The organism is Halobacillus kuroshimensis DSM 18393 (assembly GCF_000425705.1).
Classification (GTDB): domain Bacteria; phylum Bacillota; class Bacilli; order Bacillales; family Halobacillaceae; genus Halobacillus; species Halobacillus kuroshimensis.
In genome coordinates this window covers 58,544-81,398 of the sequence record NZ_KE384438.1, presented here as the reverse complement: position 1 = coordinate 81,398, position 22,855 = coordinate 58,544, and the positions used below count along the sequence as shown (strand labels likewise).

The following is a 22,855-nucleotide window of genomic DNA, read 5'->3' as shown; positions in this document are numbered from 1 at the left end:
CCATAATTTTCGAAAAATAAGAACGTGTGTTCGTAAAATAGACGAAAGGAACTAAAAAGGGATAGATTCACGGTGGAGTGAATCTATCCCTTTTGGCAGGGGCAGGGTATTGCTTTTTTACTTATTGTGCGGTTTTTTCCTTTGGTTTTTCGGGGACCTGTTCAGACTGCAGGTCATTTAAACGGTGCAGCAATCCGACTCCGAAATCTTTAGAACCGTAATCAAGGTTTTCGTTGAAGATTCCTCTGGAGCTTTCATACGCCTGAGAACCATGTTCGGCGAAGTCCAGGCCTGAAATTTCTTCCTGACGTGAAACGCGGATGCCGACAGTTGCTTTAATGACAGACACTGTAGCTGCAGTCGTTACCATTGTCCAGGCAATGACAGCAAGTATGCCGACGGCCTGAATGCCAAGCAGGGACGCTCCGCCTCCGTATAGTAAACCACCTTCGACAGCGAACAATCCGACAGCCAATGTACCCCAGATTCCACAGATGCCGTGCACTGCGATGGCGCCTACAGGGTCATCGATACGTACGACGCGGTCAAGGAACTGTACGGCCTCCACAAGAATGACACCGGCAATCAATCCGATAACAATGGCGCCGGCCAGGGATACGTTTGCTGTACCGGCTGTGATCCCGACAAGGCCGGCAAGGGCGCCGTTTAATGTTAAGGAGGCGTCGATACGTTTGAACTTCGCATACGAGTAAAAACCTGACCCGAGTACACCGGCAGAAGCGGACAGCAGTGTAGTTGCAATGACAGAAGGGACGAGGGATGGATCGGCAGCCAGTGTGCTTCCGCCGTTGAACCCGAACCAGCCGAACCATAGAATGAAAACACCGAGAGCGCCGAGAGGAATGTTATGTCCAGGAATGACATTCACGGTTTTTCCACTGTACTTTCCGATACGGGGTCCGAGGAATAGAACGGCCGTGACGGCACCCAGGGCACCCGTGAGGTGGACGACGGTGGACCCGGCAAAGTCTACGAACCCAAGTTCAGCGAGCCAGCCTCCACCCCATACCCAGTGGCCGACAACAGGATATATGAAACCAGTCATCACAATCGTAAGTAAAAGGTAGGATCCCAGTTTAATACGTTCCGCTACAGCACCTGAAATGATTGTTGCACAGGTAGCGGCAAAGACAGCCTGGAAGACGAAGAATCCGATTTGATCTTCCTGTCCGGATAATAGGAAGCCGTCTAGACCGATGAGGCCGCCTCCGGACGATCCGAACATGATGCCGTAACCAACAATGAAATAGAGAACAGCGGCGATCGACATCGTCATGAAATTTTTCATGAGGATATTCAAGGCGTTCTTCGAGCGGGTGAATCCGGATTCGACCATTGCGAAGCCTGCGTGCATAAAGAATACTAAAAAGGCGGCAATCATTACCCAGGCCATATCAACGGATTGAAGCACAGATTCAGCGGTTACGGTCGTCTGAGCACTGGCGGCGACAGGAAAGCTGAAAAGCGCCAGCAGTGATAAAGGAATAACTTTCTTCATAAATGAATCGTCCTCTCCTATAAATTAAATAAGTGCCTGTTTGCCTGTTTCCCCTGTCCGGATCCGGAAGACTTCATCGATGGTGGATACGAATATTTTCCCATCCCCGACTTCATCAGTAGCGCAGGCTTCCAGGATGACATCTACGACAGAGCCGAGCTCGTGGTTCTCAATGACCATTTCAACCTTGACCTTCGGGTACAGCTTGATTTCAAAGCGGTTCCCGCGGAAGATTCCTTCCTGACCTTTCTGTTGACCGCAGCCAGCTACTTCTGAAACGGTAAGCCCCTTGACTCCGAGGGTGTCCAGCTGCTGCCGGAGCTCCTGGAATGCTTCGGGACGGATGATGGCTTCGACCTTTTTCATAGGCTCATTTCCTCCTCATATTCATGTCAGGAAATATGACATGCGTAGTAGTTGTTATTTACTATAAGTGAAATATTCTGAAAAATCAACACCTTTATTGTAAATATGTCAGGAAAGTTGACGTGTTCATGAGTGGAGAAAAAAGCCTGCCGGAACACAAGGGTCCCGGCAGGCTTTTCGATAGGCTTATAAGTCATCAAATCCGTTCGTATCGGATACTTTTGTATATTGTCTGGATTTTTGTTCGAAGAAATCCGACTTTCCTTCATCCACGTCCTGATAGGCACGGATCCACTTGAATGGATTTGTATCCTGTTCAGGGTAGGGCTTATCCGTGCCGAGCATCCGGCACCGTTTGTTTGCGATATAGCGGATATAATCTTCAAGATCGTCCATCGGTATGCCCGGGAACTGATCTCCGATAAGGTGGCGTCCCCATTTGATCTCAAGCTCTGTCGCTGTTTGGAACGTTTCTTTCGCGAATTCACGGTAAGCATCGGCATCAAGCTGAGGATTTTCATTCAACGTCTCATTGAATATCCGTGTAAACAAGCTCACGTGAATCTGCTCATCACGATTAATGTAGTTGATCATTGTACTGGTGGAGACCATTTTCTGGTTACGGGCAAGGTTATAGAAAAAGGCGAACCCGGCATAGAAAAACAGTCCTTCCAGGACGACGTCATAGACGATGGATTTCAAAAAGGAATCCAGGGAGGGGGCATCAATGAAATCCTGATAACCGTCGGTAATGAACTGATTGCGCTCCATCAGGACATCATCGTGCTTCCAGTATTCAAAAATCTTTTCCTGTTCCTGCTGGTCTACCAGGGAGGACAGGACATAAGAGTAGGACTGGTTATGGACAACTTCCTGGAATGCCAGCACCTGCATGAGAGCGGACAAACTGGAATCGGTTAGATAATCCGCGATTTTTCCTGAGTAATCAGTCTGGACCGAATCCAGAAAAGCGAGCAGGCCGATAATCTTCTTGAACGATTCCTGCTCCTGAGCGCTCAGCTCCGGCCACTGCTTGAGGTCGTTGCTCATGTTGATTTCACTCGGAATCCAGAAGTTGGCGAGCATCGTTTTATACATCGGGTAGGCCCACGGATAGCGGGTGTCATCCCAGTTCAATATATTGGAGCTGCGTCCGTTGACGATTCCGGTTGACGCATTAGGTGCTTCGTGGTCGACTAACTTTCGTTTGTTTAATGTTTCCATAAGTCTTGGCCTCCTTTTACGATGAGCAGCTTTCGCATGCATCAAAGTCTCCAGAACTTGAAGTGGAGCGGGTATAGTAAGTGGTTTTCAGACCGTTTTTCCATGCATCCATATGCAGCGCCAGCAGTTCCTTGGCCTGAATGGTATTTCTGACATACAGGTTGAAAGAAATGGACTGATCAATATATTTCTGGCGGATGCCGTTCTGGCGGATGCTTGCGTGCTGATCCACATCATAAGCGGATGGATAGAACCCGTAGGTTTCATGGTTCAGTTCGGGAGCTGTCACTGGAATTTTATAATTTTTCTTTTCCTCGGAATAGAATTTTTTGAATACCGGATCAATACTTGCTGTACTGCCGGCAATTAAGGAGGTACTGGAGTTTGGCGCCACAGCCATCAAATATCCGTTTCTCATGCCTTGCCGGGAGACTTTCTCCTGCAGGGCTTTCCAGTTCCACGTACCTTCCTGGTCAAACGACCGTTTAATAAAAAATTCTCCGGTTTCCCAGTCGGATCCCTCAAAATATGGATAGCTTCCCTTTTCAGCGGCCAGATCACTGCTTGCTTCAATGGCATGATAGGCTAGCGCTTCATACACTTCGGATGTATACTCGAGAGCCTCATCTGATTCCCAGTCCAGCTGCTTCTTGGCGAGAAGGTGCGCCCAGCCGAAGGTACCGAGACCGACTCCGCGGTAGGAATGGTTCGTTAACTGCGCTTGAAGGACAGGAATCGTATTTTGTTCAATGACATTATCCAGCATACGAACCTGGATGCTTACGAGGCGCTTCATCACGCCGGCAGGAACGGCACGGCCTAAGTTGACACTGGACAGATTACAGACAACAAAATCTCCCGGGGTTTTGACCGATATGATTTTTCCGTCTTCGACATACTGTTCCTCCTGCACGGTCGCTTTTTGATTCTGGGCAATTTCTGTACAGAGGTTACTGCAGTAAACCATGCCCTGATGGCTGTTGGGATTCATACGGTTTACTTCATCCCGGTAGAACATGTAAGGGGTCCCGGTTTCCAGCTGACCGATCATGATCCGCTTCATGATTTCAATGGCGGGCACTTTTTCCCTGGACAAATTATGGTTTTCGATACAAGCCTGGTATTTTTCCCGGAAAGAGCCGCCTCCTTTATGTTCATCAAAGTGGTCTTCCAGAGAAAAGCCCATAACCGTACGAACCTCATGAGGATCGAATAAATACCAGTCCTCCCGGTTTTCCACCGCCTCCATAAATAAGTCGGGGATGGATACTCCTGTAAATAAATCGTGGGTGCGCTGACGTTCATCCCCATTGTTCAGCCGGCTGTCCAGAAACGGAAAGATATCCTTATGCCATACGTCCAGATAGACGGCGACCGCTCCCTGACGCTGGCCGAGCTGGTCCACGCTGACCGCGGTGTTGTTCAGCTGTTTCATCCATGGAAGGACCCCTGAGGAGACTCCTTTGAATCCACGTATGTCGCTGCCTCGGCTGCGGATTTTTCCTAAGTACACACCGATGCCCCCGCCATGCTTGCTCAAATTGGCGATGTCAGTGTTGCTGTCATAGATGGACTGGAGGGAATCATCGATGGTGTCAATGAAACAGGAGCTTAACTGTCCATATCTTTTTCCGGCGTTGGAAAGGGTCGGCGTAGCAACGGTCATATACAGGTGACTGAGGGCCCAGTACGCTTCTTTCACAAGAGAGAGGCGCTTGCTTTCATTTTCCTGAGCCATTAAAACCATGGCAATAATCATAAAACGCTCTTGAGGGAGCTCAAAAATCTCCCCGGACTTACTTTTTGCCAAATAACGGTCCGACAGCGTTTTCAGACCGATATACGTAAATAAGTGATCGCGTTCCGGTGTGATAACTTGTTCCAGTTCGTCCAGTTCTTCTTTTTTGTAATAGGTGAGCAGCTTGTGTGTGTAAATCTGTTTCTCGATCAGCGTCTCAATCAAGCCATGAAAATTTTGATAGGCCTTCGTTGTGCCGCGGTTCCCGGCAGAGGCTTCGTACATACGGGTAAGCTGAATCCGGCTGGCTGCATAAGTCCAGTCCGGTGCCGCTTCATCTATTTCGGCAAGGCACTTGAGGATAAGAGCATCTGCCTGTTCATTATAGGGTTTGTCTGCGATCTGTGAAGACTGCTGTTCCAAAAAATCGTCCAGAGGAAGCTGAGGGAAATCGTCCTTCCATTGTTTGATTTTGTCCGTCCAGCTTGTCGTCGTTAATGTGGCAGCCATAGTGTCACTCCTTTTTTTTCATAAAAAAAACCGCTCTTGGGGTGAGCGGATGAAACCATGAAACGAAAAAAGGAAGAGACAAGGCTCTTTCATTTCATCGCTTCATCTTCTCAATCCCCGAAGAAGTTGAAACTGCGACGAATGAAGACAGGTCTCCTGGCTGACACTCGTTCTTACTCCGGTCCTTCCCGTGCGTGGCACAGTGGTTTTACCGTTTCGCGAGTGCTGACAGTTGCGGGGGCAGCTCCGGTTTTACACCGGATTCCCTATTAAGCCTTGTGGCATCTTCGATTCGTTCATACTATATATAGTGTTTTTGTTATTATTAAATAGCTTATCTTGTGTTTTTATCATAACGTGGGTGGATGAATCATGCAACTCTTTTCTTTTGGGTTGATGGTAGGATTCCCCTTTTTTCGACAAGGGAAACCAGTGAGTGGCGCGGTTTTATATACTATAATAAAAGTTGGAGAAAATTTTTCGGGAGGGTTCAAAATGAGTGAAACGTTTAACTGGCATAAGGAAGCAGAACGCCAATGGGACAGCCGTTCGGATATGTGGGGAGAAAAGAGCCGCACCATGTGGGAAGAGGGAAGCAGGAAGAGCATTGTCCCTTTTGTGAAAAAATATATGCCGGCTGGGACAATCGCGGACCTTGGCTGTGGAGATGGATACGGTTCCTATTTGTTATCCAAGGAAGGGTATGATGTGACAGGCGTGGACCTCTCCAAAGATATGGTCAACAAGGCCAATCAACGGGTGAACGATCATTCTCAGCTGAGGTTTGTGCAGGGAGATTTGGCGGATCTGCCTTTTGAAGATGAACAGTTTGATGGTGGAATGGCTGTTAACTCACTGGAATGGACAGAAGTGCCTGCAGCGGGTCTGGAGGAAATGAAGCGGGTGCTGAAGCCGGGTGGACGCCTCTGTATCGGGCTTCTCGGTCCCACAGCAATGCCGAGAGTGAACAGCTATCGGAGGCTTTATGGGGAAGAGGTGATCTGCAATACGATGATGCCATGGGAATTACAGCAGCTGGCTGTTGAAAATGGCTGGGAAGTGATAGATGGAGAAGGCGTTTATAAAAGAGGAGTGGAACCTCACCTTATTGCCGATCTTGATGAGGATTTGAAGCAGGCGCTGACATTTATGTGGCTGTTCATTTTGGAGAAAAAATAAACCGGCACCTCTGAAAAGGTGCCGGGTATGTGGACTATAAATGCTCGTCAAAAGAGTTAAGGTTATCTTCGTCCGTTTCATCCCAAAGGAAAACGGCAAGCATCCGGTCCACTTCTGCAAGCTCGTGCAGACCGGAATGTGTGGCCAGATTGTTGAAAATCAGTTCTTCTTTGTACTGACCGAAGGGAACAATCTTCTCCAGTCTGCTGACGCTGGAAGAGTGGACGAGTCCATCCCAATGGTCTTCCTCCGGTTCCGTTCCGTTGATGACGCCCGCAATGGCAAGAACTTCAATTTCGGGTGGGAAGTTTTCCTTGTCTTCTTCCATCTGTCGGAGAGCTTCTGAGCCGGGCTGGAGATCTGTGGTCGCCTCCCCGTAGTTGGAGGCAAAGTAGCCTTCCTTTTTAATCCCATTGAACGGACTTGCAATGACGGCCAGTTTTTCAACCTTAGGCGCCGGCAGGTCGGACTCTGACATGAGATACCCGGCAGAAGCCAGGCCGCCCATCGAATGACCGACTAGATTCACCTGCTGGATCTTATGTTCCGTCCGCAGCTTCTTCATCACCTGCTGTAGCCAGTACGTCTGGTCCTGAATGCTTGCCCGGTTGTTTTCGAAAAGTACCTGGACAAATGGGCGTGGTGTATTGGAGAAGTTTCCTTGAATCGATACCATACCGGATGCAGAAACATAGATGGTCATATGTTTTTTCCCCCATTGAAGGTTTTCCATCCGGTCCATCATCGACTGAAAGCTGCGCGGGCCGCCTTTATATCCATGTACAAACAATGTGGGTGTCAGCTCAGAGCGTTCCACAGGTTCAGAGCTGCTTGATTTTGCGCTTATGAAAAATATGAGAAGACCGATAAAAATCGAGCCTATGAAAATGAGGCTCCATTTTTTTGTAAACAGCTGCCGATTCAACACGCTTCCTCCTGTTCCTTCTGTTAGGTGATCGTTTCTTTTTATTTTAGCACAGACCCGGTTGGGCGCTGCGCATAGATGTACTATACCCCTGTGGTGTGAACTTCATGTCAATGATTTATCCCGGCATACTTTTTGGTTTACTTCCATTATTTCGGGGAAAACTGACTGTGAAATCAAAGAAATGAAAAGTGGAAAGGAGCATGACATTGAATCAGGAAGAATTGAAGCAGCGGATCCATCAACTGATGGATAATCATAAAGTTGGAACACTCGCTACGGTAAAGGACAGCAAACCGCACACCCGTTACATGACTTTTTTCAACGATGAGAATTTCACGTTTTTCACACCGACGAGCAAGGAAACACATAAAGCAGAGGAAATCGAGGGAAATCCACACGTTCATATCCTTCTGGGATATGAAGGAGAAGGCTACGGTGATACCTACCTGGAAGTACAGGGGCAGGCGAAAATCCGCAGTGATCAGGAGATTAAAGAGTGGATTTGGAATGATGAGATGACACGATGGTTCGATGGCAAGGATGATCCGGAATTTGTCGTTCTTGAAATCCTCCCGGAAACGATCCGTTACATGAACAAAGGTTCCAAGACACCGGAAACCCTGAAATTATAAGGACAACAAACAGCAGGCTGGACAGCCTGCTGTTTTTAAGTTTCCAGCCCACATGGATCGTCTTCATATTCAACTTCAATCGTTACGTGCTCCAGATGGATGGATTCCAGTGTGTGTTTTACGCCTTCCTTAATGGTACAGATCTCCTGTTTCCCCGCATTTCCTGCTACGACTACATGGGTGGAAAAAGCATGGTTTTCCCCGTCGAGAGACCACAGGTGGGTATGGTGGCTGGATAACACCCCTGGAAGGTCATTGATTTTTTCAATGATCCGTTTAAGATCCACATCCGAAGGGACAGCTTCCAGAAACAGCTTCATCGTTTGGACAAGATTTTTGACGACATTATATAGAATAAACAGAGTGATTCCAATGGAAGCCACCGGGTCAAGGATCGGCACGTCAAAGAACATCATGATGACACTGGCGATAAGAACAGCGATCCACCCGAGGACATCCTCGAGAAGGTGCCATGTCAGGACTTTCTGGTTCATGGAATCTCCGCCGCGCAGGCGGAAAACTGCAGCTCCGTTAATGACGATGCCGAGAATGGCCACGGCCAGCATCCCCCCGGCATGGGGCTCAGGAGGATCGAAAAGCCGGGGAACGGCTTCGATGAATATGAAAATGGATCCTACAATTAGTACGATACTATTGATAAGAGCGGCCAGAAGGGAGAAGCGCCGGTAGCCGAAAGAAAAACTTTCGGAAGTTCCTTTTTTTGAGAACTTCTGTAAAAACCATGCAAGACCGAGAGAGAGAGAGTCGCCGAGGTCGTGCAGTGCATCGGATAATATCGCCATACTATTCGTTAACAATCCGCCGATGATTTCAATAATGGTAAAAGCGAAATTCAGAAAGAAAGCGGTTTTGATTTTTCCGGTTGTTGAATCTACGTGATGATGATGGTGATGACTCATCCTTAACCCCCCCTTATATGAGTATATGTTCATATATTAAAAATAAGCAAAGAAGAAGAGGTTGTCAAACGGTTTTTCATCGTTTCCCCCTGAGAGGGGCTCCTCTTCTCCTGCCATTTCTTTCAGCCATCCACTGGATAAAATCGTCGGTAAATATGGTAATAGTCAAGCTTATGCCCCGTCGTCATCGCGAGCCTCTCCATCTCCTGAAGCAGGAAGGTTTTGTCGAGTTCATAGATGACTTTTTCTTCAATGTGATCAATCGTATTGCAGGCAAAGTCCCAAAGCATTTCGTGTTTGGATTCATCAATGGATTCAGCAATGGATGCGATTGAACCGACAAGGTCGGTAATAACCAGGTGGTTGTCCCGGGCATAATGCCGGATATAGCCGAACCCCCGGTAGATGTAGTACTCAAAGGATTCGGAAAGAAGGATGACTCGAACCTGCCCGTCCTTATCCATCAAGTAAGGGGTGAAGGTAATATAATCCTCGACGGTGAGCATCAGTTCTGACATGCGGTAAATGGCATTGGAAGCCGTTTTAGGATCATCATTGCTGATGGATTTTATCGCAATTTCGGCAAGCTTATGCATCCCCATCTGCAGGTCCTGCAGCTCCGTCTCCTTATAGCCGATGCTGATCATCCGGCCGTATTTCTCCTTTTCGATATGATCAGCTCCAGGCCCCCAGTAGCTGATCAGTTCATTTCCCCGCAGGATGTAATCGCCGACTTGTGCTTTGAATTGAACGATGATGTTATCTTTACGAGCTTCTTCAATCATCGTGTGGTAATCGACAAGCTGGACATATCCGGATTGAACAGCACCGATATGGAACGTCTTTTCCTGATGATCCTCCAGCAGATTGCCCGGGTTTTCACAGCGGTAAGCCTCAAGGTCTTTTCGGAGTGTCTGGTTGATGATTTTCTCCGATGACTGCTTCATGGAGTCCGTGATGTTATGTACCTGCATCCATGTTGTCGCATGGTTGATGAAGTAAATAAACGTAACGGATGAAGTGAAGGCCATTAGAATCGTAATGGTGGGGACAGCCACAAAATACTCATATTCTGCATTCCCGATGAAAAGGAATACAAGCAGCACGTAAACAAAGTTCCCATTAAAAATACCCAGAGCGTGCTGGGTCCGTTTATCAGAAACAAAGTTAATAAGCATCCGTGGAGAGAATTGTCCGCTGAAAGTTGTAAGCACAACAAGCAGGGAGTTCAATGTAAAGGCACTCAATGTAAGAATTCCGCCGATCAGCGTACTGACGAGCATTCGTGTGATATCTGCGTTAATCCGGAAGAACTCATACGTGTATTGTTCCAGCTGAAAAGACAGGTCCAGATACAGGGTAGCTATGACGAAAACAACCGAAGCGGCAATATAAATAAGCGGCATATACCAAATGGTCATTTGGATCTCGTGTTTCCGCTGACGCTTCGACATTTCAAAATATTTACGTAAAGATACCGGCAGTATCTTTAAAAGCATTGGTGTTCCCTCCTTTTTTGGGTGGGATTGTTATGAAAGAGCCTTCCTTATAATTCCCTTCCCTTCTTTTGTTAAAACCGTCATAATTGTAGGAAAATAGAGGGAGAGTGATCAGGAATGGACTTGAACTGGAAGGAAAAAACGTATGAGCAGCTGACAAAAGAGGAACTGTACAGCATTTTAAAATTACGCGTCGAAGTATTTGTCGTGGAACAGGCATGCCCTTATCCAGAGATTGACGGACGAGACCCCGAATGTCTGCACATCTGGCTGGAGGATGCAGGAAGAGTAGCTGCCTACTGCCGGATTGTGCCCCCTGTAGAGGATCATAACTCCTACAGCATCGGCCGTGTCATTGTACATAAGGATTACCGTGGAAAAGGAACGGCACGAAGGTTAATGGATAAAGCGATTCAAGCTGTTGAAACGAACTATAATACCGATCACATCCTGCTTTCAGGACAGGAGCATTTAAGAGGGTTTTACGCTTCCTTCGGCTTTGAGGAAATGACCGGAGTCTATTTGGAAGACGGTATTCCCCACGTCGATATGAAGAAAAATTTGTAAAGTGCCCAAATGTTTGAAAGGTATCCAGGCGGGAATGATAGCCCTGTAAAGTTCCTAAATGGAGGTAATATAGAAATGAGTCCACAAACATTTACGAAACAATATATCAATGGCCAATGGAAAAACGGCTCCAGTGAGAAATTTGTAGAGAATGTCAATCCATATACAGAACAGTCCATCGCATCGATCCCGTCCGCCAACCAAGACGATTTGAATGAGGCATATGACGCGGCTGTCCAGGCGCAGGAAGGCTGGATGACAACGCTGCCTGCCGAGAAGCAGACGTATTTTGATAAGCTGCTTCACGTCGTGCAGGAGCGAAAAGAAGAAATCGTCGACTGGCTTGTGAAGGAATCCGGAAGTACGATTGTCAAAGCTGAAGTAGAATATCAGGCGGCTGTGTCCATCATCCGTGAATCGGCCAGCTTCCCGACGAGAATGTCCGGCACAATTCTTCCGTCCAACACGCCGGGTAAGGAAAACCGGGTCTACCGCTCTCCTAAAGGGGTAATCGGCATTATCGGCCCGTGGAACTTCCCATTCCACCTTGCTTTGAGATCCATTGCGCCGGCTGTTGCGACAGGAAATACGGTCGTCGTTAAACCAGCTTCTGATGCACCGGTAACGTCCGGCCTGCTCATTGCTGATTTATTTGAAGAAGCCGGCTTCCCGGAAGGTGTGATCAACGTTGTTGTCGGTCGAGGATCTGAAATTGGCGACGCTTTTGTTACTCACCCGGCCGCGAAGCTGATCTCCTTTACCGGTTCAACAGAAGTGGGCAGCCATATCGGAGAGCTGGCCGGTAAACACATTAAAGACACAGCGCTTGAACTTGGCGGGAACAACGCCATGATCGTCCTTGATGATGCAGATGTGGAAAAAGCCGTGCAGGCCGCTGCTTTCGGTAAATTCCTGCACCAGGGCCAGATCTGCATGTCTCTGAACAGAATCATCGTTCATGAAAGTGTTCATGATACGTTCGTCGAGCAGTTCAAACAGAAAGTGGAAAGCCTGAAAGTCGGTGACCCTTCTGAAAAAGATACGGCGGTCGGACCATTGATCAACCGCGAAGCTGTCGAGCGCATCCAGGAAGACCTGCAAAAGACCCTTGACCAAGGGGCAGAAGTGCTTACGGGTGGAGAAGCAGACGGAAATGTTCTGCAGCCGACGGTGCTGACCGGTGTCACCAACGATATGCCGATTGCCAATAATGAAGTGTTCGGCCCTGTAGCTTCTGTCATCAAAGTGTCTTCTGAGGAAGAAGCGATTACAGTCGCGAATGGTTCTCCTTACGGTTTAAGTGGGTCTGTTTTCACCCGTGATGTCCACCGCGGAGTCGAAGTAGCGAAGCGTGTGGAAACGGGTATGATTCACATCAATGATCAGTCTGTGAACGATGAAGCGCATGTCGCTTTCGGAGGAGAAAAAGAGTCAGGCCTCGGTCGTTTCGGTGGCGAGTGGGCCCTCGACAAATTTACAACCGTAAAATGGATCGGAGTCATGAATGGCTATCGTGAATACCCATTTTAATCAAATGAAAAACCCGGACCTTTTCTAAAAAGGTCCGGGTTTTTTTGGTATTATATCGTTGTGGGTTCACCAAAATTCTTCTGCCGTCAGAAAGGCTGCATAAGGATAAATAGTAGTGGAAAGGGAGGAGTGATGTTACAAATACTTCTCTATTTCCCATTTAGGTCCATGGGCAATTAACACGTTGAGTTTATCGGCATATTCCTTTGCATCTTCTTTGCGAGTGAATATCCGTTCTCTCCGGTCGATGGGATCCCTGAGGATTTCAATTACACTGCTGTCTTTTCGTACAAGCGCGTACATTCAAACCCCTCCTATAAGATATGTGTGATCTTTGTATAATATATATTTAAATCGATTTACAATAAAAGTGCAACTTTTATTTTACGATAAAATCGAAATGATTAAGAAGAATTTCAACAAAAAAACGCCTGTTCCTTGTAGAACAGGCGTTTTTGATGTCTATTTTTCTGCGAATTTTTTGAAGCGTACAACAGCATCCTGCAGTGTTTCTTCTGAATTATTCAAGCCGATCCGTACATATCCTTCGCCACTCGCTCCAAACCCGATGCCGGGCGCCACAAACAATCCGGTTTCCTCAAGCAGAGCATCTGCAAAGGACTGGGAGGTATAGCCTTCCGGCACGCGCAGCCAGGCGAAGAATGAACCTTTGCATGGCTCTACATGGTATCCAGCCTCTTCCAACCCGGATAAAAGAAGGTCGCGGCGATGCTCATACGTAGCCGCCAGTTCCTCTACACCAGCCTGGGAACTTAGGAGAGCTGTAGCAGACGCTTTCTGGAGGCCGCCGAAAATACTGCAGAAATAGTGGTCCTGGATGGTTTCGATGGCTTTAATAACGCTGGGGTTCCCAACGGCGAAGGCCACGCGCCAGCCGGCCATGTTAAAGGTTTTGGACATCGTGTAGACTTCTACACCGACATTTTTGGCACCTTCCACCTGCATGAAACTGAGCGGTTTGACGCCGTCAAAACCGATGGCTCCATAGGCAAAATCATGAATCACACAGACATCATGCTTTTCGGCTTCTTTGATCGTTTCTTCGTAAAAAGCCTTGTCCGCTGTTGCCCCGGTGGGATTGTTCGGATAATTGAGGAACATAAGCCTGGCTTTTTCCCAGCTTTCGGCATCAATAGCTTCATAGTCAGGAAGGAATTGGTTTTCAGCCAGCAGCGGCATCGGCTTCATTTCCGCTCCGACCATTTCGATTCCTGACCAATAATCCGGGTATCCGGGATCAGGCACGAGCGCGACATCTCCAGGATCAAGGAAGCACTGGCTTAACTCCACCAGACCGGTTTTACTGCCGGGCATGATGGCGATCTCTGTTTCGGGGTCCAGGTCTACATCATACTCGCGCTTGTAAAACTCAGCGATCGCTTCCTTAAAGAACGGATATCCGTGGAAAGGAGGGTACTGATGAAATTCAGGGTTGTCGGCAGCTTCCTTAAGGGATTCAACAATGTGATCAGGAGTCGGCTGATCCGGGTTCCCCTGACCCAGATTAATGGTGTCCCAGCCTTTATTTTCATAGGCATTTAATTTATCAATCAGCGTTGCGAAAAATTGATCCGGCAGACGCTGGATGGCTTTGGATGTTTGGAATTCTTTCATGGATGGTCACCTCAGACATATGTTTTTGGAAAAGTCGAACAAAAAGATAATATAGACAGTGTAACATGACGGAAGTTTGAGTGGGAACATTAATGGTAAAGAAGTAAAGATAGAAGGAACGTCTGCAAACAGGAAAAGGAGTGGAAAGAATGGATTATGTGATCATTGGCGGCGATGCGGCCGGTATGAGTGCGGCGATGCAGATCGTTCGTAACACAGAAGGCGGTACCATTACAGTACTGGAGAAAGGGGAGATTACTTCCTACGGCCAGTGCGGTCTGCCCTATGTACTGAAAGGTGTGGTGGATTCAACGGAAGACCTCATTGCAAGAAGACCGGAAACCTTCCGTGAGAAATACGGCATTGATGTACGCATCCGTCATGAAGTGGAACAGGTGGATTGTGACCGGAAGAAAATCTACGCCAGAAACCTTGACGGTGATGAACAGGTGGAAATCACGTACGATAAGCTGTTGATTGCTTCCGGAGCTTCTCCCATCGTCCCTCCCTGGAAGGGACGGCATCTGGATGGTATTTACACGTTGAAGACCATTCCTGATATTGAGGAAATCATAGCAGGAACGACGGAAGATACGGAACATGTAACGATTATCGGTGGAGGGTATATCGGCCTCGAAATGGCGGAAAGCTACCGCGCACTTGGAAAACAGGTGAGAATCATTGACCGTGGTGCTCAGCTTGCGAAAATTTTTGATGAAGACATGGGTGAACTGGTGCATGAGGAGGCCCGCACAAATGGTTTGGAACTCCACCTCAATGAATCTGTCGAAGGATTCAGGGGGGATGGACAGGTGGAAACTGTTGTCACGGACAAAGGGACGTATGCAACGGATCTCGTTCTTGTGGCTGCTGGTGTGACCCCCAATACATCATTTCTTGAAGGGACAGGCATATACAAAGGGATCAAAGACGCTGTAGCCGTGAATGCTTTTATGGAAACCAGCATTCTGGACATTTATGCCGCGGGTGATTGTGCTGTTCAATATCACCGGGTCAAGGAAAAAATGGATTACATCCCGCTGGGAACCCATGCCAACAAACAGGGGCAGATCGCAGGATTGAATATGGCAGGTGTCCGTACACCTTTCCGTGGAATTACAGGCACATCCATTTTGAAATTCTTCGATTTGACGCTAGGGCGCACCGGCCTGTCCGTACGGGAAGCCGAACAGGAGAAATTTCCTGTGAAGACGATGACTGTCCAATCCACACATGAAGCGGGTTACTACTCCAAGGATAACCCGATGACTGTAAAAGTGATTTACGATGCGGAAACCCGCCAGCTTCTGGGTGGTCAGATCATAGGAAAGGACGGGGTGGACAAACGGATCGACGTCCTTGCCACCGCCTTGTTCCACAAAATGAAGGTGGATGATCTGCAGGATCTGGATCTCAGCTATGCGCCTCCTTATAACAGCGTATGGGATCCGATCCAGCAGGCGGCACGTAAAGCAGACTGATCGATAGGGGATTCTATGGGAATATGGTAGGATGGGGGATGAGCAACCTACAGGAGGATGTCATGCTGTGAATACAGATCTATATACAAAGGCGGAGGAATTCATCCGCCTGTTCTACTATGAGCAACAGCTTTCCGGAGTGGAGGACCGACTGGATGAAATCCGGCAGTCCATCAATGAGGAAGGCACTTATACCCATACCTCTACGGAATTGGAATTCGGTGCCAAGGTGGCATGGCGGAACAGCAACCGTTGTATCGGCCGTCTGTTCTGGGACACGCTGCGCGTCTTTGATGCCCGCCATCTTGATACACCCGAAGCTATGCGCGATGCCTTGTTTGACCACATCGATTACGCTACGAATGGAGGACGGATCCGTTCAACGATCACTATTTTCAAACCGGAAACGGAAGAGCACCAGGTCCGGCTTTGGAATCACCAGCTGATCCGGTACGCCGGCTATGAAGAAAATGGGACGGTGACCGGGGACCCGGCTTCCGTGGCATTCACTAAACGCTGTCAACAGCTTGGGTGGCAGGGGGAAGGAACAGCCTATGATATCCTGCCTTTGGTCATTGAAGCGGATCATGAGCAGCCGCAGTGGTTTGAAATCCCTCAGGAAAAAATTTTGGAAGTCCCGCTGAGGCATCCGGATTTTGACTGGTTTAAGGATTTGAAGTTGAAATGGTATGCTGTGCCGATTATTTCCGATATGCGTCTTGAAATCGGCGGGTTGAATTATACAGCGGCGCCGTTCAACGGGTGGTACATGGAAACGGAAATTGGTGCCCGTAACCTGGCTGATGAATTCCGTTATGATCTGCTTCCGGCAGTCGCTGAAGCGATGGGGCTGGATACCCGCCGCAATGCATCGTTATGGAAGGACCGGGCTTTGATCGAATTGAATCAGGCCGTTCTTCATTCCTACCAGACGGATGGAGTGAACATCGTCGATCATCATACGGCAGCCAAGCAGTTTCAGCGGTTTGAACAGAAAGAAAATAAATGTGGACGTCAGGCAACAGGTGATTGGACTTGGTTGATTCCACCTGTATCGCCCGCCGCGACGCACATTTTCCATTCTTCTTACGAAAACCGGATGGATTCACCGAATTATTTCTATCAGACGCCAGCCTATGAATAAGAAAACCGTCGGACCTGTGAAGGGCCGGCGGTTTTTTAATGATGAAGTGACTATCGATTTATTGGGAGAAATATCGATTTCATCTTCCGTATATCTATTATTTTAAGCAGATATCCATTTTTTTCATAGACATCAACGAAATCACTGATAGAGGTCAGGACGGCGGTCCTGGAAAATCGGGATCTGCTTCCGGATCGCCTCCACCTCGGAAAAATCGACATCTCCGTATACGATTTCTTCGCCCAGCCCTCCTTCGGCTACAATCGTCCCCCACGGATCAATGATGAGCGAGTGCCCGCCGAATGTATTATTCGGGTCGGAACCGGAGCGGTTGCAGGCCATGACGAAGCATTGGTTTTCAATAGCACGGCTGATTAACAGACTGCGCCAGTGATCGACGCGAGGCTTCGGCCATTCTGCGACAACCAACAGGCCGCGGGCTCCGTCGAGCATTTCTGTACGCATCCATTCAGGGAAGCGGATGTCGTAGCAGATGGCTCCCGCCAGCGGTATGTTATGTAAGTGGAAGTTTCCCTGCGTGTCTCCGGACTCGAGATATTTTTCTTCGTCCATCAGACGGAATAAGTGGACTTTACGATAGTTCAGCACACGTTCCCCGTGTTCATTGTAAGCGACCATCGTGTTATAAAAGGACTCCTTGTCCCGTTCAGCGATGGAACCTGCAATGGTTACCCTGTTGTCGCGGGCAAGCTTCTTCAACAGCTGGTGGGTCGGTCCTTCCAGGTCTTCAGCGATTTCTCCCAGGCGTGTCAGGTCATACCCGGTTGTCCAAAGCTCTGGAAGCAGAATCAAAGTACTTCCCTGGTCGGCCGCTTCCTTTATTTTGGCCTCCGCCGCATTCCGATTGGCAGACGGATCACCGAAGGCAATATCCATTTGAATCATAGCGATCTTCGTTTTCATTATCATCACCTCATTTTTTCCTAGTGTATCAAATAATTCTGACGTTTTCCTGCATTCCGTGTCTTTTTAGGAAGCGTGCTACAATAGAAAAAAAGGTAGAAAGAGGAATGTGCGATGTTTGAACTTTTTCTTCCTATGCTGGAACGGCTTGGAATCATCGTCACGGCAGCCTTTATATTCACCCGGTTCCATTTTTTCCGTGAACTGGCCGACCAGAAGATGTTAACAGGGAAGCAGCAGATGACTGCGATCGGATTTTTTGGCCTGTTCGGAATGATCGGCACCTATACAGGCATTACGTATGATACGAGTTCCCTGGAATTCGGTCGTTGGGCGTATCAGCTGGTGGATACAGAGGCACTGGCGAACTCCAGGGTCATCGGTATCGTGGCCGCTGGTCTGTTCGGTGGTTGGCGGATCGGCCTTGGGGCAGGGTTGATTGCAGGGTTTCACCGGTATTTCCTCGGGGGATTTACAGGTCTGGCCTGTGGTGTTTCCGCTGTCGTTGCTGGTTTGATTGCCGGATTTTTTCATAAAAAAGGGAAGCCCTTGAAGCTGAAAACGGCGTTGTTCGTCGGTGCTCTGGCAGAGACGATCCAAATGGGAATCATTCTCCTGATGGCCCAGCCGTTTACAAGAGCGTGGGAGCTGGTCCAGGAAATCGGTCTTCCCATGATTGCTGCCAATGGTGTCGGGTCAGCCCTTTTTCTGCTCATTATCCGTAATGTGTTAAATGAGGAGGAGAAAGCAGGTGCTGTTCAAGCGCAGAAGGCCCTGAAACTGGCTGAATTGACGGTTGCCCACCTGCGTAAAGGCTTGACGAAAGAATCGGCAGCAAGAGCTTGCCGGATCATTTATGACGAAGTTGATGTAAGCGCTATATCTATGACAGATAAACAGACGATTCTTGCCCATGTCGGCCTGGCTGATGATCACCATCATTACGGGGAATCCATTCAAACCGATGCAACGAGAGAAGTGATTTATTCCGGGCGGCGTGTCATTGCCGGACATGAGGATATTCAGTGTCGGAACAAGGACTGTCCTTTGGGAGCGGCTGTCATCGTACCTCTGAAAAAACGGGATGAAGTGGTGGGAACATTGAAATTTTATGTAAGAACAGAGAAAGAAATTTCAACGGTTCTTCTGGAACTGATTCAGGGGCTGAGCGCCCTCCTCAGCCAGCAGCTTGAACTGGCAGATGCTGACCAGGCAGAGGAGATGGCAAGAAAAGCTGAAGTGAAGGCGTTGCAGGCTCAGGTGAACCCACACTTTTTGTTCAATTCGCTGAACGTTATCGTTTCTTTGACGCGGACGGAGCCGGATAAAGCCCGTTCCCTGCTCATCGCACTCTCTAAATTTTTCCGTCAGAATCTGGGGGCGACAACGAAAACGCGGGTCAGTCTCGCCGAAGAGTTGAAGCACGTGCGTGCCTATCTATTAATAGAAGAAACACGCTTTGTAGACCGATTGAAGATTGATTATGAAATCGATGAATCTGCCCTATCTGCAAAGATCGCTCCGCTTACGCTCCAGCCTTTAGTGGAGAACAGCATGAAGCATGGCGTGAAGGATCAAAATGAAGAAGCCCGGATCACTCTAACCATTCACAGGGAAGACGCCTGTGTCCGCGTATCCATCGCTGATAATGGCAGAGGGATTGATACGGAGCGTCTTCAACAACTTGGGGACGAAGTCGTAGATTCAGATAAAGGGGCTGGATTTGGTCTGTATAATGTAAACAAACGGTTGGAATATATGCATGGGGAAGGCGCGAAGCTGCACATCGAAAGCAAGCCCGGGCAGGGGACGATGATCAGCTTCACTCTTCCTCTGGAAGAAAAGGAGGAAACGGCATGACGGATATACGCGTGCTGATCGTTGATGATGAACGCTTCAGCCGGGAAGAATTAGCCTATCTGCTTCAACCCTTCGAACGGATTAAAGTGGTCGGGGAAGCGGCCTCCGGCGATGAAGCGATTGTGGCTGCTTTGAAGTACCAGCCGGACGTCATGTTTCTTGATGTCGAGATGCCGAAGATGGATGGACTGGCTGTAGCTGCTGCCATAAAGGATTTGAAAAAGGTGCCTGAAATCGTGTTTGCAACAGCTTATCCCGATTTTGCCGTGGAAGCGTTCCGTCATCAGGCGCTCGATTATCTGCTTAAGCCGTTTGACGAGGACCAATTAGCTGAGGCGGTGAACCGGATGGAAAAGAAGCTGCTGCCGGAGGAAAATCAAAAGCAGGGTCCGGTTCCTTCTAAGTTTGCGGTGGAGGTGGACGACACCATTGAATACCTCAATCCTTCAGATATCATGTACGTGTACAGAGAGGGCAGAGCAACGAAAATTGTCGGCCGCGCTTCTGTTTACGAAACCAACGATGCTTTGAAGGATGTGGAAGAGCGCCTGCAGCCGTTTTCTTTTTTCAGGATTCATAAAAGCTATCTCGTTAACATTGATTATATTCACCGTCTCACACCCTGGTTTAATGGAGCCTGGCAGCTTGAGCTGCGGGGAGCGGAGGAAAAGCTGTCCGTCAGCAGGAATTACGTGAAGGATTTAAGGAGAATGATGGAGTTGTAAAAGGCGCATTCTTTTTCGATGCGTCTTTTCTACACGTTGAACGCGTTCAACGACATGATAAACAGAACCTCATCTTTTGTAAGCGTTATCATGATACGCTGTTTGCAACCGATTACAAAGATGAGGGGAGAACAACGGATGATTACATTTCTAGTAAGTATTGCACTCTTAATTGCCGGATACTTTACTTATGGAAAATACGTAGAAAAACAGTTTGGTGTTCAAACAGGACGCGAGACTCCTGCGTATACGCATGGGGACGGTGTGGATTATCTGCCAATGGGCGAAAAGCGGAACTCGTTGATTCAGCTGTTGAATATTGCCGGGGTCGGTCCGATTTTCGGTCCTATTCTGGGGGCGCTGTATGGGCCGGTCGCTTTTTTATGGATTGTGTTTGGCTGCATCTTCGCCGGGGCTGTCCATGATTATTTAACAGGCATGATATCCATCAGGAACCGCGGCGCCCACCTGCCTGAACTGGCTGGGAAATTTCTCGGGAAAGTGATGAAGCACGTCGTGAACGCCTTCGCTATTCTGCTTCTCGTTCTGGTCGGAACTGTGTTTGTAACAGCTCCAGCCGATCTTCTGCACAATATGACGAACAGCTGGCTGTCCCTTCCTGTTATTCTGGCAGCAATATTTGTTTACTATTTACTTGCTACGATGCTTCCAATTGATAAAATTATCGGACGTTTCTATCCGGTCTTCGGAGCGTTGTTATTAATCAGTGCCATTGGAGTCGGCGTATCACTTGTGGCTACAGGCGCACCGATTCCAGAGTTGTCCCTGACGAACATGCACCCTGACAACGCACCGATCTTCCCGCTGTTATTTTTAACGATATCCTGTGGAGCGTTGTCCGGCTTTCATGCCACCCAGACGCCGATCATTTCAAGAACGACTCAGAAGGAAAAACAGGGACGCCGCATTTTTTACGGCATGATGATTGCGGAAGGAATTATTGCCATGATCTGGGCAGCTGCTGCGATGAGCCTGTTCGGCGGATCCGGAGGCTTGAATGAAGTCCTTGCCAGTGGCGGTCCTGCGGCGGTCGTCAGTGAAGTATCGATTGCTATGCTTGGAGCGTTTGGCGGGACGCTTGCTGTCCTTGGTGTCATTATTCTGCCGATCACTTCGGGGGATACAGCTTTCCGCAGTGCCCGCATGATTATCGCCGACTACTTGAACATCTCCCAGAAAAAGCTGGCCAGCCGTATCTGGATAGCACTTCCGCTGTTTGTCATTTCTTTTGCTTTGACACGCATTGACTTCACTCTGCTTTGGAGATACTTCTCCTGGGCCAACCAATCCACGGCTGTCATTGCGCTGTGGGTGGGAGCGATGTACTTGTTCCTCGCTCGAAAAAACTATTGGATCGCCGCTGTTCCGGCCGCATTCATGACGATGGCTACATTTACGTACATCATCAATGCGCCCATCGGATTCGGCCTTCCGTTGAACGTAGCTTATGCGCTGGCTGCGGTCATTACAGTGGGGGTTGTGACAGCTTTCTTCATAGCTGCCAAACGCGGCCTGCAGCGGAACATCCCGCTGGAAGAGGATTTGAAGACGACAGCCTGAAGCATCTTCCCTTATTCTCCTAACATCCATGGGCCTTCCATGGATGTTTTTCTTATAGGCAGGAGGGAATGCTTTTTATATGAAAGGGGAGTTGAACATGGAACGAATGATTCATGAAGATAAAGGAAGACTTTATATGGGAGAAAAACAGGATCCAGCCGCCGAACTGGTTTTTGATGTGGAAGATGATACAATGATCATTCTGAGCACTCATGTGGATCCGGACGAGCGTGAACAAGGGCTTGGCAGGGAGCTCGTAGATGAAGCTGTGAATTATGCGAGAAAACATAAATTAATGATCGACCCTGTGTGCTCTTTTGCGCATAATGTAATAGAAGAAACCCCGGAATATCAGGTGGTTCGCAAGAAGTAGAGGAGGCGTTTGATTTGGCAGTGATCAGGGAAGTAGAGGACAGGGATTTAATGCACTTTACAAGATATGCCGTGGATTATCTTCATGCCGTGAAAGATGAACAGGAAGGACAACTCTCAGGAGATGTTCTGCGGGAGCGGAAATTCTGGGCCGCTGATCAGTTTACGAATGTCGCGCCGGAACAGAAACTGATTGCCGCCGAGGTGGAAGGCCGGCTGATCGGCTACGGCCTTGCTGTGATCGATCCGGTTTCCGTTGAGGAAAGAAAGGGGCGGATCGAAGAACTGTATGTCGATGAATTTTACCGCAGGGAAGGCATCGGTACACAGATGTGCCGCTCCTTACTGGATTGGATGACAGGACAGGGCATCGAGCACATCCAAGTGGAATGGCAGGGAGCCGGACATGGAGGGCAGGAGTTCTTCCAATCGTTCGGTTTCATTCCTGTGCGGACGGTGTATCAATATCCTGAACATTTACTCGGCAGGGGTCCGGAAGAATAAGATCCCGGCTTCAGGGA

The 22,855-nt window shown here is 48.4% G+C and carries 21 protein-coding genes and 1 riboswitch; of the genes, 11 read left to right on the top strand and 10 right to left on the bottom strand.

Features of this window, described 5'->3' with window-relative positions:
• Positions 1-121: 121 nt before the first annotated feature.
• From H615_RS21725 to H615_RS0120415, 4 genes are all read right to left on the bottom strand, one after another.
• Positions 122-1,519 carry an ammonium transporter gene (locus tag H615_RS21725; protein ID WP_035532866.1) on the bottom strand — a complete coding sequence of 466 codons (1,398 nt, stop codon included), beginning with the start codon at positions 1,517-1,519 and terminating at the stop codon, positions 122-124.
• A 24-nt stretch (positions 1,520-1,543) separates the two neighbouring features.
• Positions 1,544-1,885: a P-II family nitrogen regulator gene (locus H615_RS0120425; RefSeq protein ID WP_027956851.1), complete on the bottom strand. Its 342-nt coding sequence runs from the start codon at positions 1,883-1,885 to the stop codon at positions 1,544-1,546.
• 186 nt (positions 1,886-2,071) lie between these two features.
• Positions 2,072-3,109, bottom strand: a complete 1,038-nt coding sequence (locus tag H615_RS0120420; RefSeq protein ID WP_027956850.1) for a ribonucleotide-diphosphate reductase subunit beta — start codon at positions 3,107-3,109, stop codon at positions 2,072-2,074.
• 16 nt (positions 3,110-3,125) lie between these two features.
• Positions 3,126-5,357 (bottom strand): ribonucleoside-diphosphate reductase subunit alpha, encoded by a 2,232-nt coding sequence (locus H615_RS0120415; protein ID WP_027956849.1) that lies wholly within the window; start codon positions 5,355-5,357, stop codon positions 3,126-3,128.
• Positions 5,358-5,487: 130 nt separating this feature from the next.
• A riboswitch (cobalamin riboswitch) is annotated at positions 5,488-5,661 on the bottom strand.
• 191 nt (positions 5,662-5,852) lie between these two features.
• On the opposite strand from H615_RS0120415, the gene H615_RS0120410 reads away from it, so the two are divergent.
• A complete protein-coding gene (locus H615_RS0120410; protein WP_027956848.1) occupies positions 5,853-6,536 on the top strand; it encodes a class I SAM-dependent methyltransferase in 684 nt (227 codons plus the stop codon).
• Between the two features lie 34 nt (positions 6,537-6,570).
• Here H615_RS0120410 and H615_RS21720 read toward each other — a convergent pair whose 3' ends face one another.
• Positions 6,571-7,461 (bottom strand): alpha/beta hydrolase, encoded by an 891-nt coding sequence (locus tag H615_RS21720; RefSeq protein WP_035532863.1) that lies wholly within the window; start codon positions 7,459-7,461, stop codon positions 6,571-6,573.
• Positions 7,462-7,670: 209 nt separating this feature from the next.
• On the opposite strand from H615_RS21720, the gene H615_RS0120400 reads away from it, so the two are divergent.
• Complete coding sequence (locus tag H615_RS0120400) at positions 7,671-8,096, top strand: pyridoxamine 5'-phosphate oxidase family protein (protein WP_027956847.1); 426 nt, start codon at positions 7,671-7,673, stop codon at positions 8,094-8,096.
• Positions 8,097-8,131: 35 nt separating this feature from the next.
• Here the strand turns inward: H615_RS0120400 and H615_RS0120395 are convergent, their stop codons facing one another.
• On the bottom strand, positions 8,132-9,016 hold the full coding sequence (locus tag H615_RS0120395) for a cation diffusion facilitator family transporter (RefSeq protein ID WP_027956846.1): 885 nt from the start codon (positions 9,014-9,016) through the stop codon (positions 8,132-8,134).
• A 122-nt stretch (positions 9,017-9,138) separates the two neighbouring features.
• Positions 9,139-10,515 (bottom strand): DUF2254 domain-containing protein, encoded by a 1,377-nt coding sequence (locus H615_RS0120390; RefSeq protein WP_027956845.1) that lies wholly within the window; start codon positions 10,513-10,515, stop codon positions 9,139-9,141.
• Positions 10,516-10,632: 117 nt separating this feature from the next.
• Between H615_RS0120390 and H615_RS0120385 the strand changes: the two genes are divergently transcribed.
• Positions 10,633-11,082, top strand: coding sequence for a GNAT family N-acetyltransferase (locus H615_RS0120385; protein ID WP_035532861.1), 450 nt, complete (start codon positions 10,633-10,635; stop codon positions 11,080-11,082).
• 75 nt (positions 11,083-11,157) lie between these two features.
• The gene (locus H615_RS0120380; protein ID WP_027956843.1) at positions 11,158-12,612 is read left to right on the top strand and encodes an aldehyde dehydrogenase family protein; all 1,455 of its coding nucleotides are present in this window, start codon (positions 11,158-11,160) and stop codon (positions 12,610-12,612) included.
• Between the two features lie 135 nt (positions 12,613-12,747).
• Here the strand turns inward: H615_RS0120380 and H615_RS22475 are convergent, their stop codons facing one another.
• Both H615_RS22475 and H615_RS0120370 read right to left on the bottom strand, forming a co-directional pair.
• Positions 12,748-12,915 (bottom strand): hypothetical protein, encoded by a 168-nt coding sequence (locus H615_RS22475; RefSeq protein WP_156896546.1) that lies wholly within the window; start codon positions 12,913-12,915, stop codon positions 12,748-12,750.
• Between the two features lie 159 nt (positions 12,916-13,074).
• Positions 13,075-14,247, bottom strand: coding sequence for a pyridoxal phosphate-dependent aminotransferase (locus H615_RS0120370; RefSeq protein ID WP_027956842.1), 1,173 nt, complete (start codon positions 14,245-14,247; stop codon positions 13,075-13,077).
• 149 nt (positions 14,248-14,396) lie between these two features.
• On the opposite strand from H615_RS0120370, the gene H615_RS0120365 reads away from it, so the two are divergent.
• Positions 14,397-15,728, top strand: coding sequence for an FAD-dependent oxidoreductase (locus tag H615_RS0120365; protein WP_027956841.1), 1,332 nt, complete (start codon positions 14,397-14,399; stop codon positions 15,726-15,728).
• A 67-nt stretch (positions 15,729-15,795) separates the two neighbouring features.
• Positions 15,796-16,872, top strand: coding sequence for a nitric oxide synthase oxygenase (locus H615_RS0120360; protein WP_027956840.1), 1,077 nt, complete (start codon positions 15,796-15,798; stop codon positions 16,870-16,872).
• 141 nt (positions 16,873-17,013) lie between these two features.
• On the opposite strand, the gene H615_RS0120355 is transcribed toward H615_RS0120360, so the two are convergent.
• Positions 17,014-17,796 carry a carbon-nitrogen family hydrolase gene (locus H615_RS0120355; RefSeq protein ID WP_027956839.1) on the bottom strand — a complete coding sequence of 261 codons (783 nt, stop codon included), beginning with the start codon at positions 17,794-17,796 and terminating at the stop codon, positions 17,014-17,016.
• 114 nt (positions 17,797-17,910) lie between these two features.
• On the opposite strand from H615_RS0120355, the gene H615_RS0120350 reads away from it, so the two are divergent.
• The 5 genes from H615_RS0120350 (at position 17,911) to H615_RS0120330 (ending at position 22,838) form a co-directional block, all read left to right on the top strand.
• A complete protein-coding gene (locus H615_RS0120350; protein WP_027956838.1) occupies positions 17,911-19,656 on the top strand; it encodes a sensor histidine kinase in 1,746 nt (581 codons plus the stop codon).
• Positions 19,653-20,381: a LytR/AlgR family response regulator transcription factor gene (locus H615_RS0120345; protein ID WP_027956837.1), complete on the top strand. Its 729-nt coding sequence runs from the start codon at positions 19,653-19,655 to the stop codon at positions 20,379-20,381. Before H615_RS0120350 ends, H615_RS0120345 begins: the two co-directional genes overlap by 4 nt.
• A gap of 138 nt (positions 20,382-20,519) precedes the next feature.
• Positions 20,520-21,962, top strand: a complete 1,443-nt coding sequence (locus tag H615_RS0120340; protein WP_027956836.1) for a carbon starvation CstA family protein — start codon at positions 20,520-20,522, stop codon at positions 21,960-21,962.
• Between the two features lie 97 nt (positions 21,963-22,059).
• Complete coding sequence (locus H615_RS0120335) at positions 22,060-22,335, top strand: GNAT family N-acetyltransferase (protein WP_027956835.1); 276 nt, start codon at positions 22,060-22,062, stop codon at positions 22,333-22,335.
• 20 nt (positions 22,336-22,355) lie between these two features.
• A complete protein-coding gene (locus H615_RS0120330; protein WP_244877786.1) occupies positions 22,356-22,838 on the top strand; it encodes a GNAT family N-acetyltransferase in 483 nt (160 codons plus the stop codon).
• The last annotated feature ends 17 nt before the right edge of the window (positions 22,839-22,855 follow it).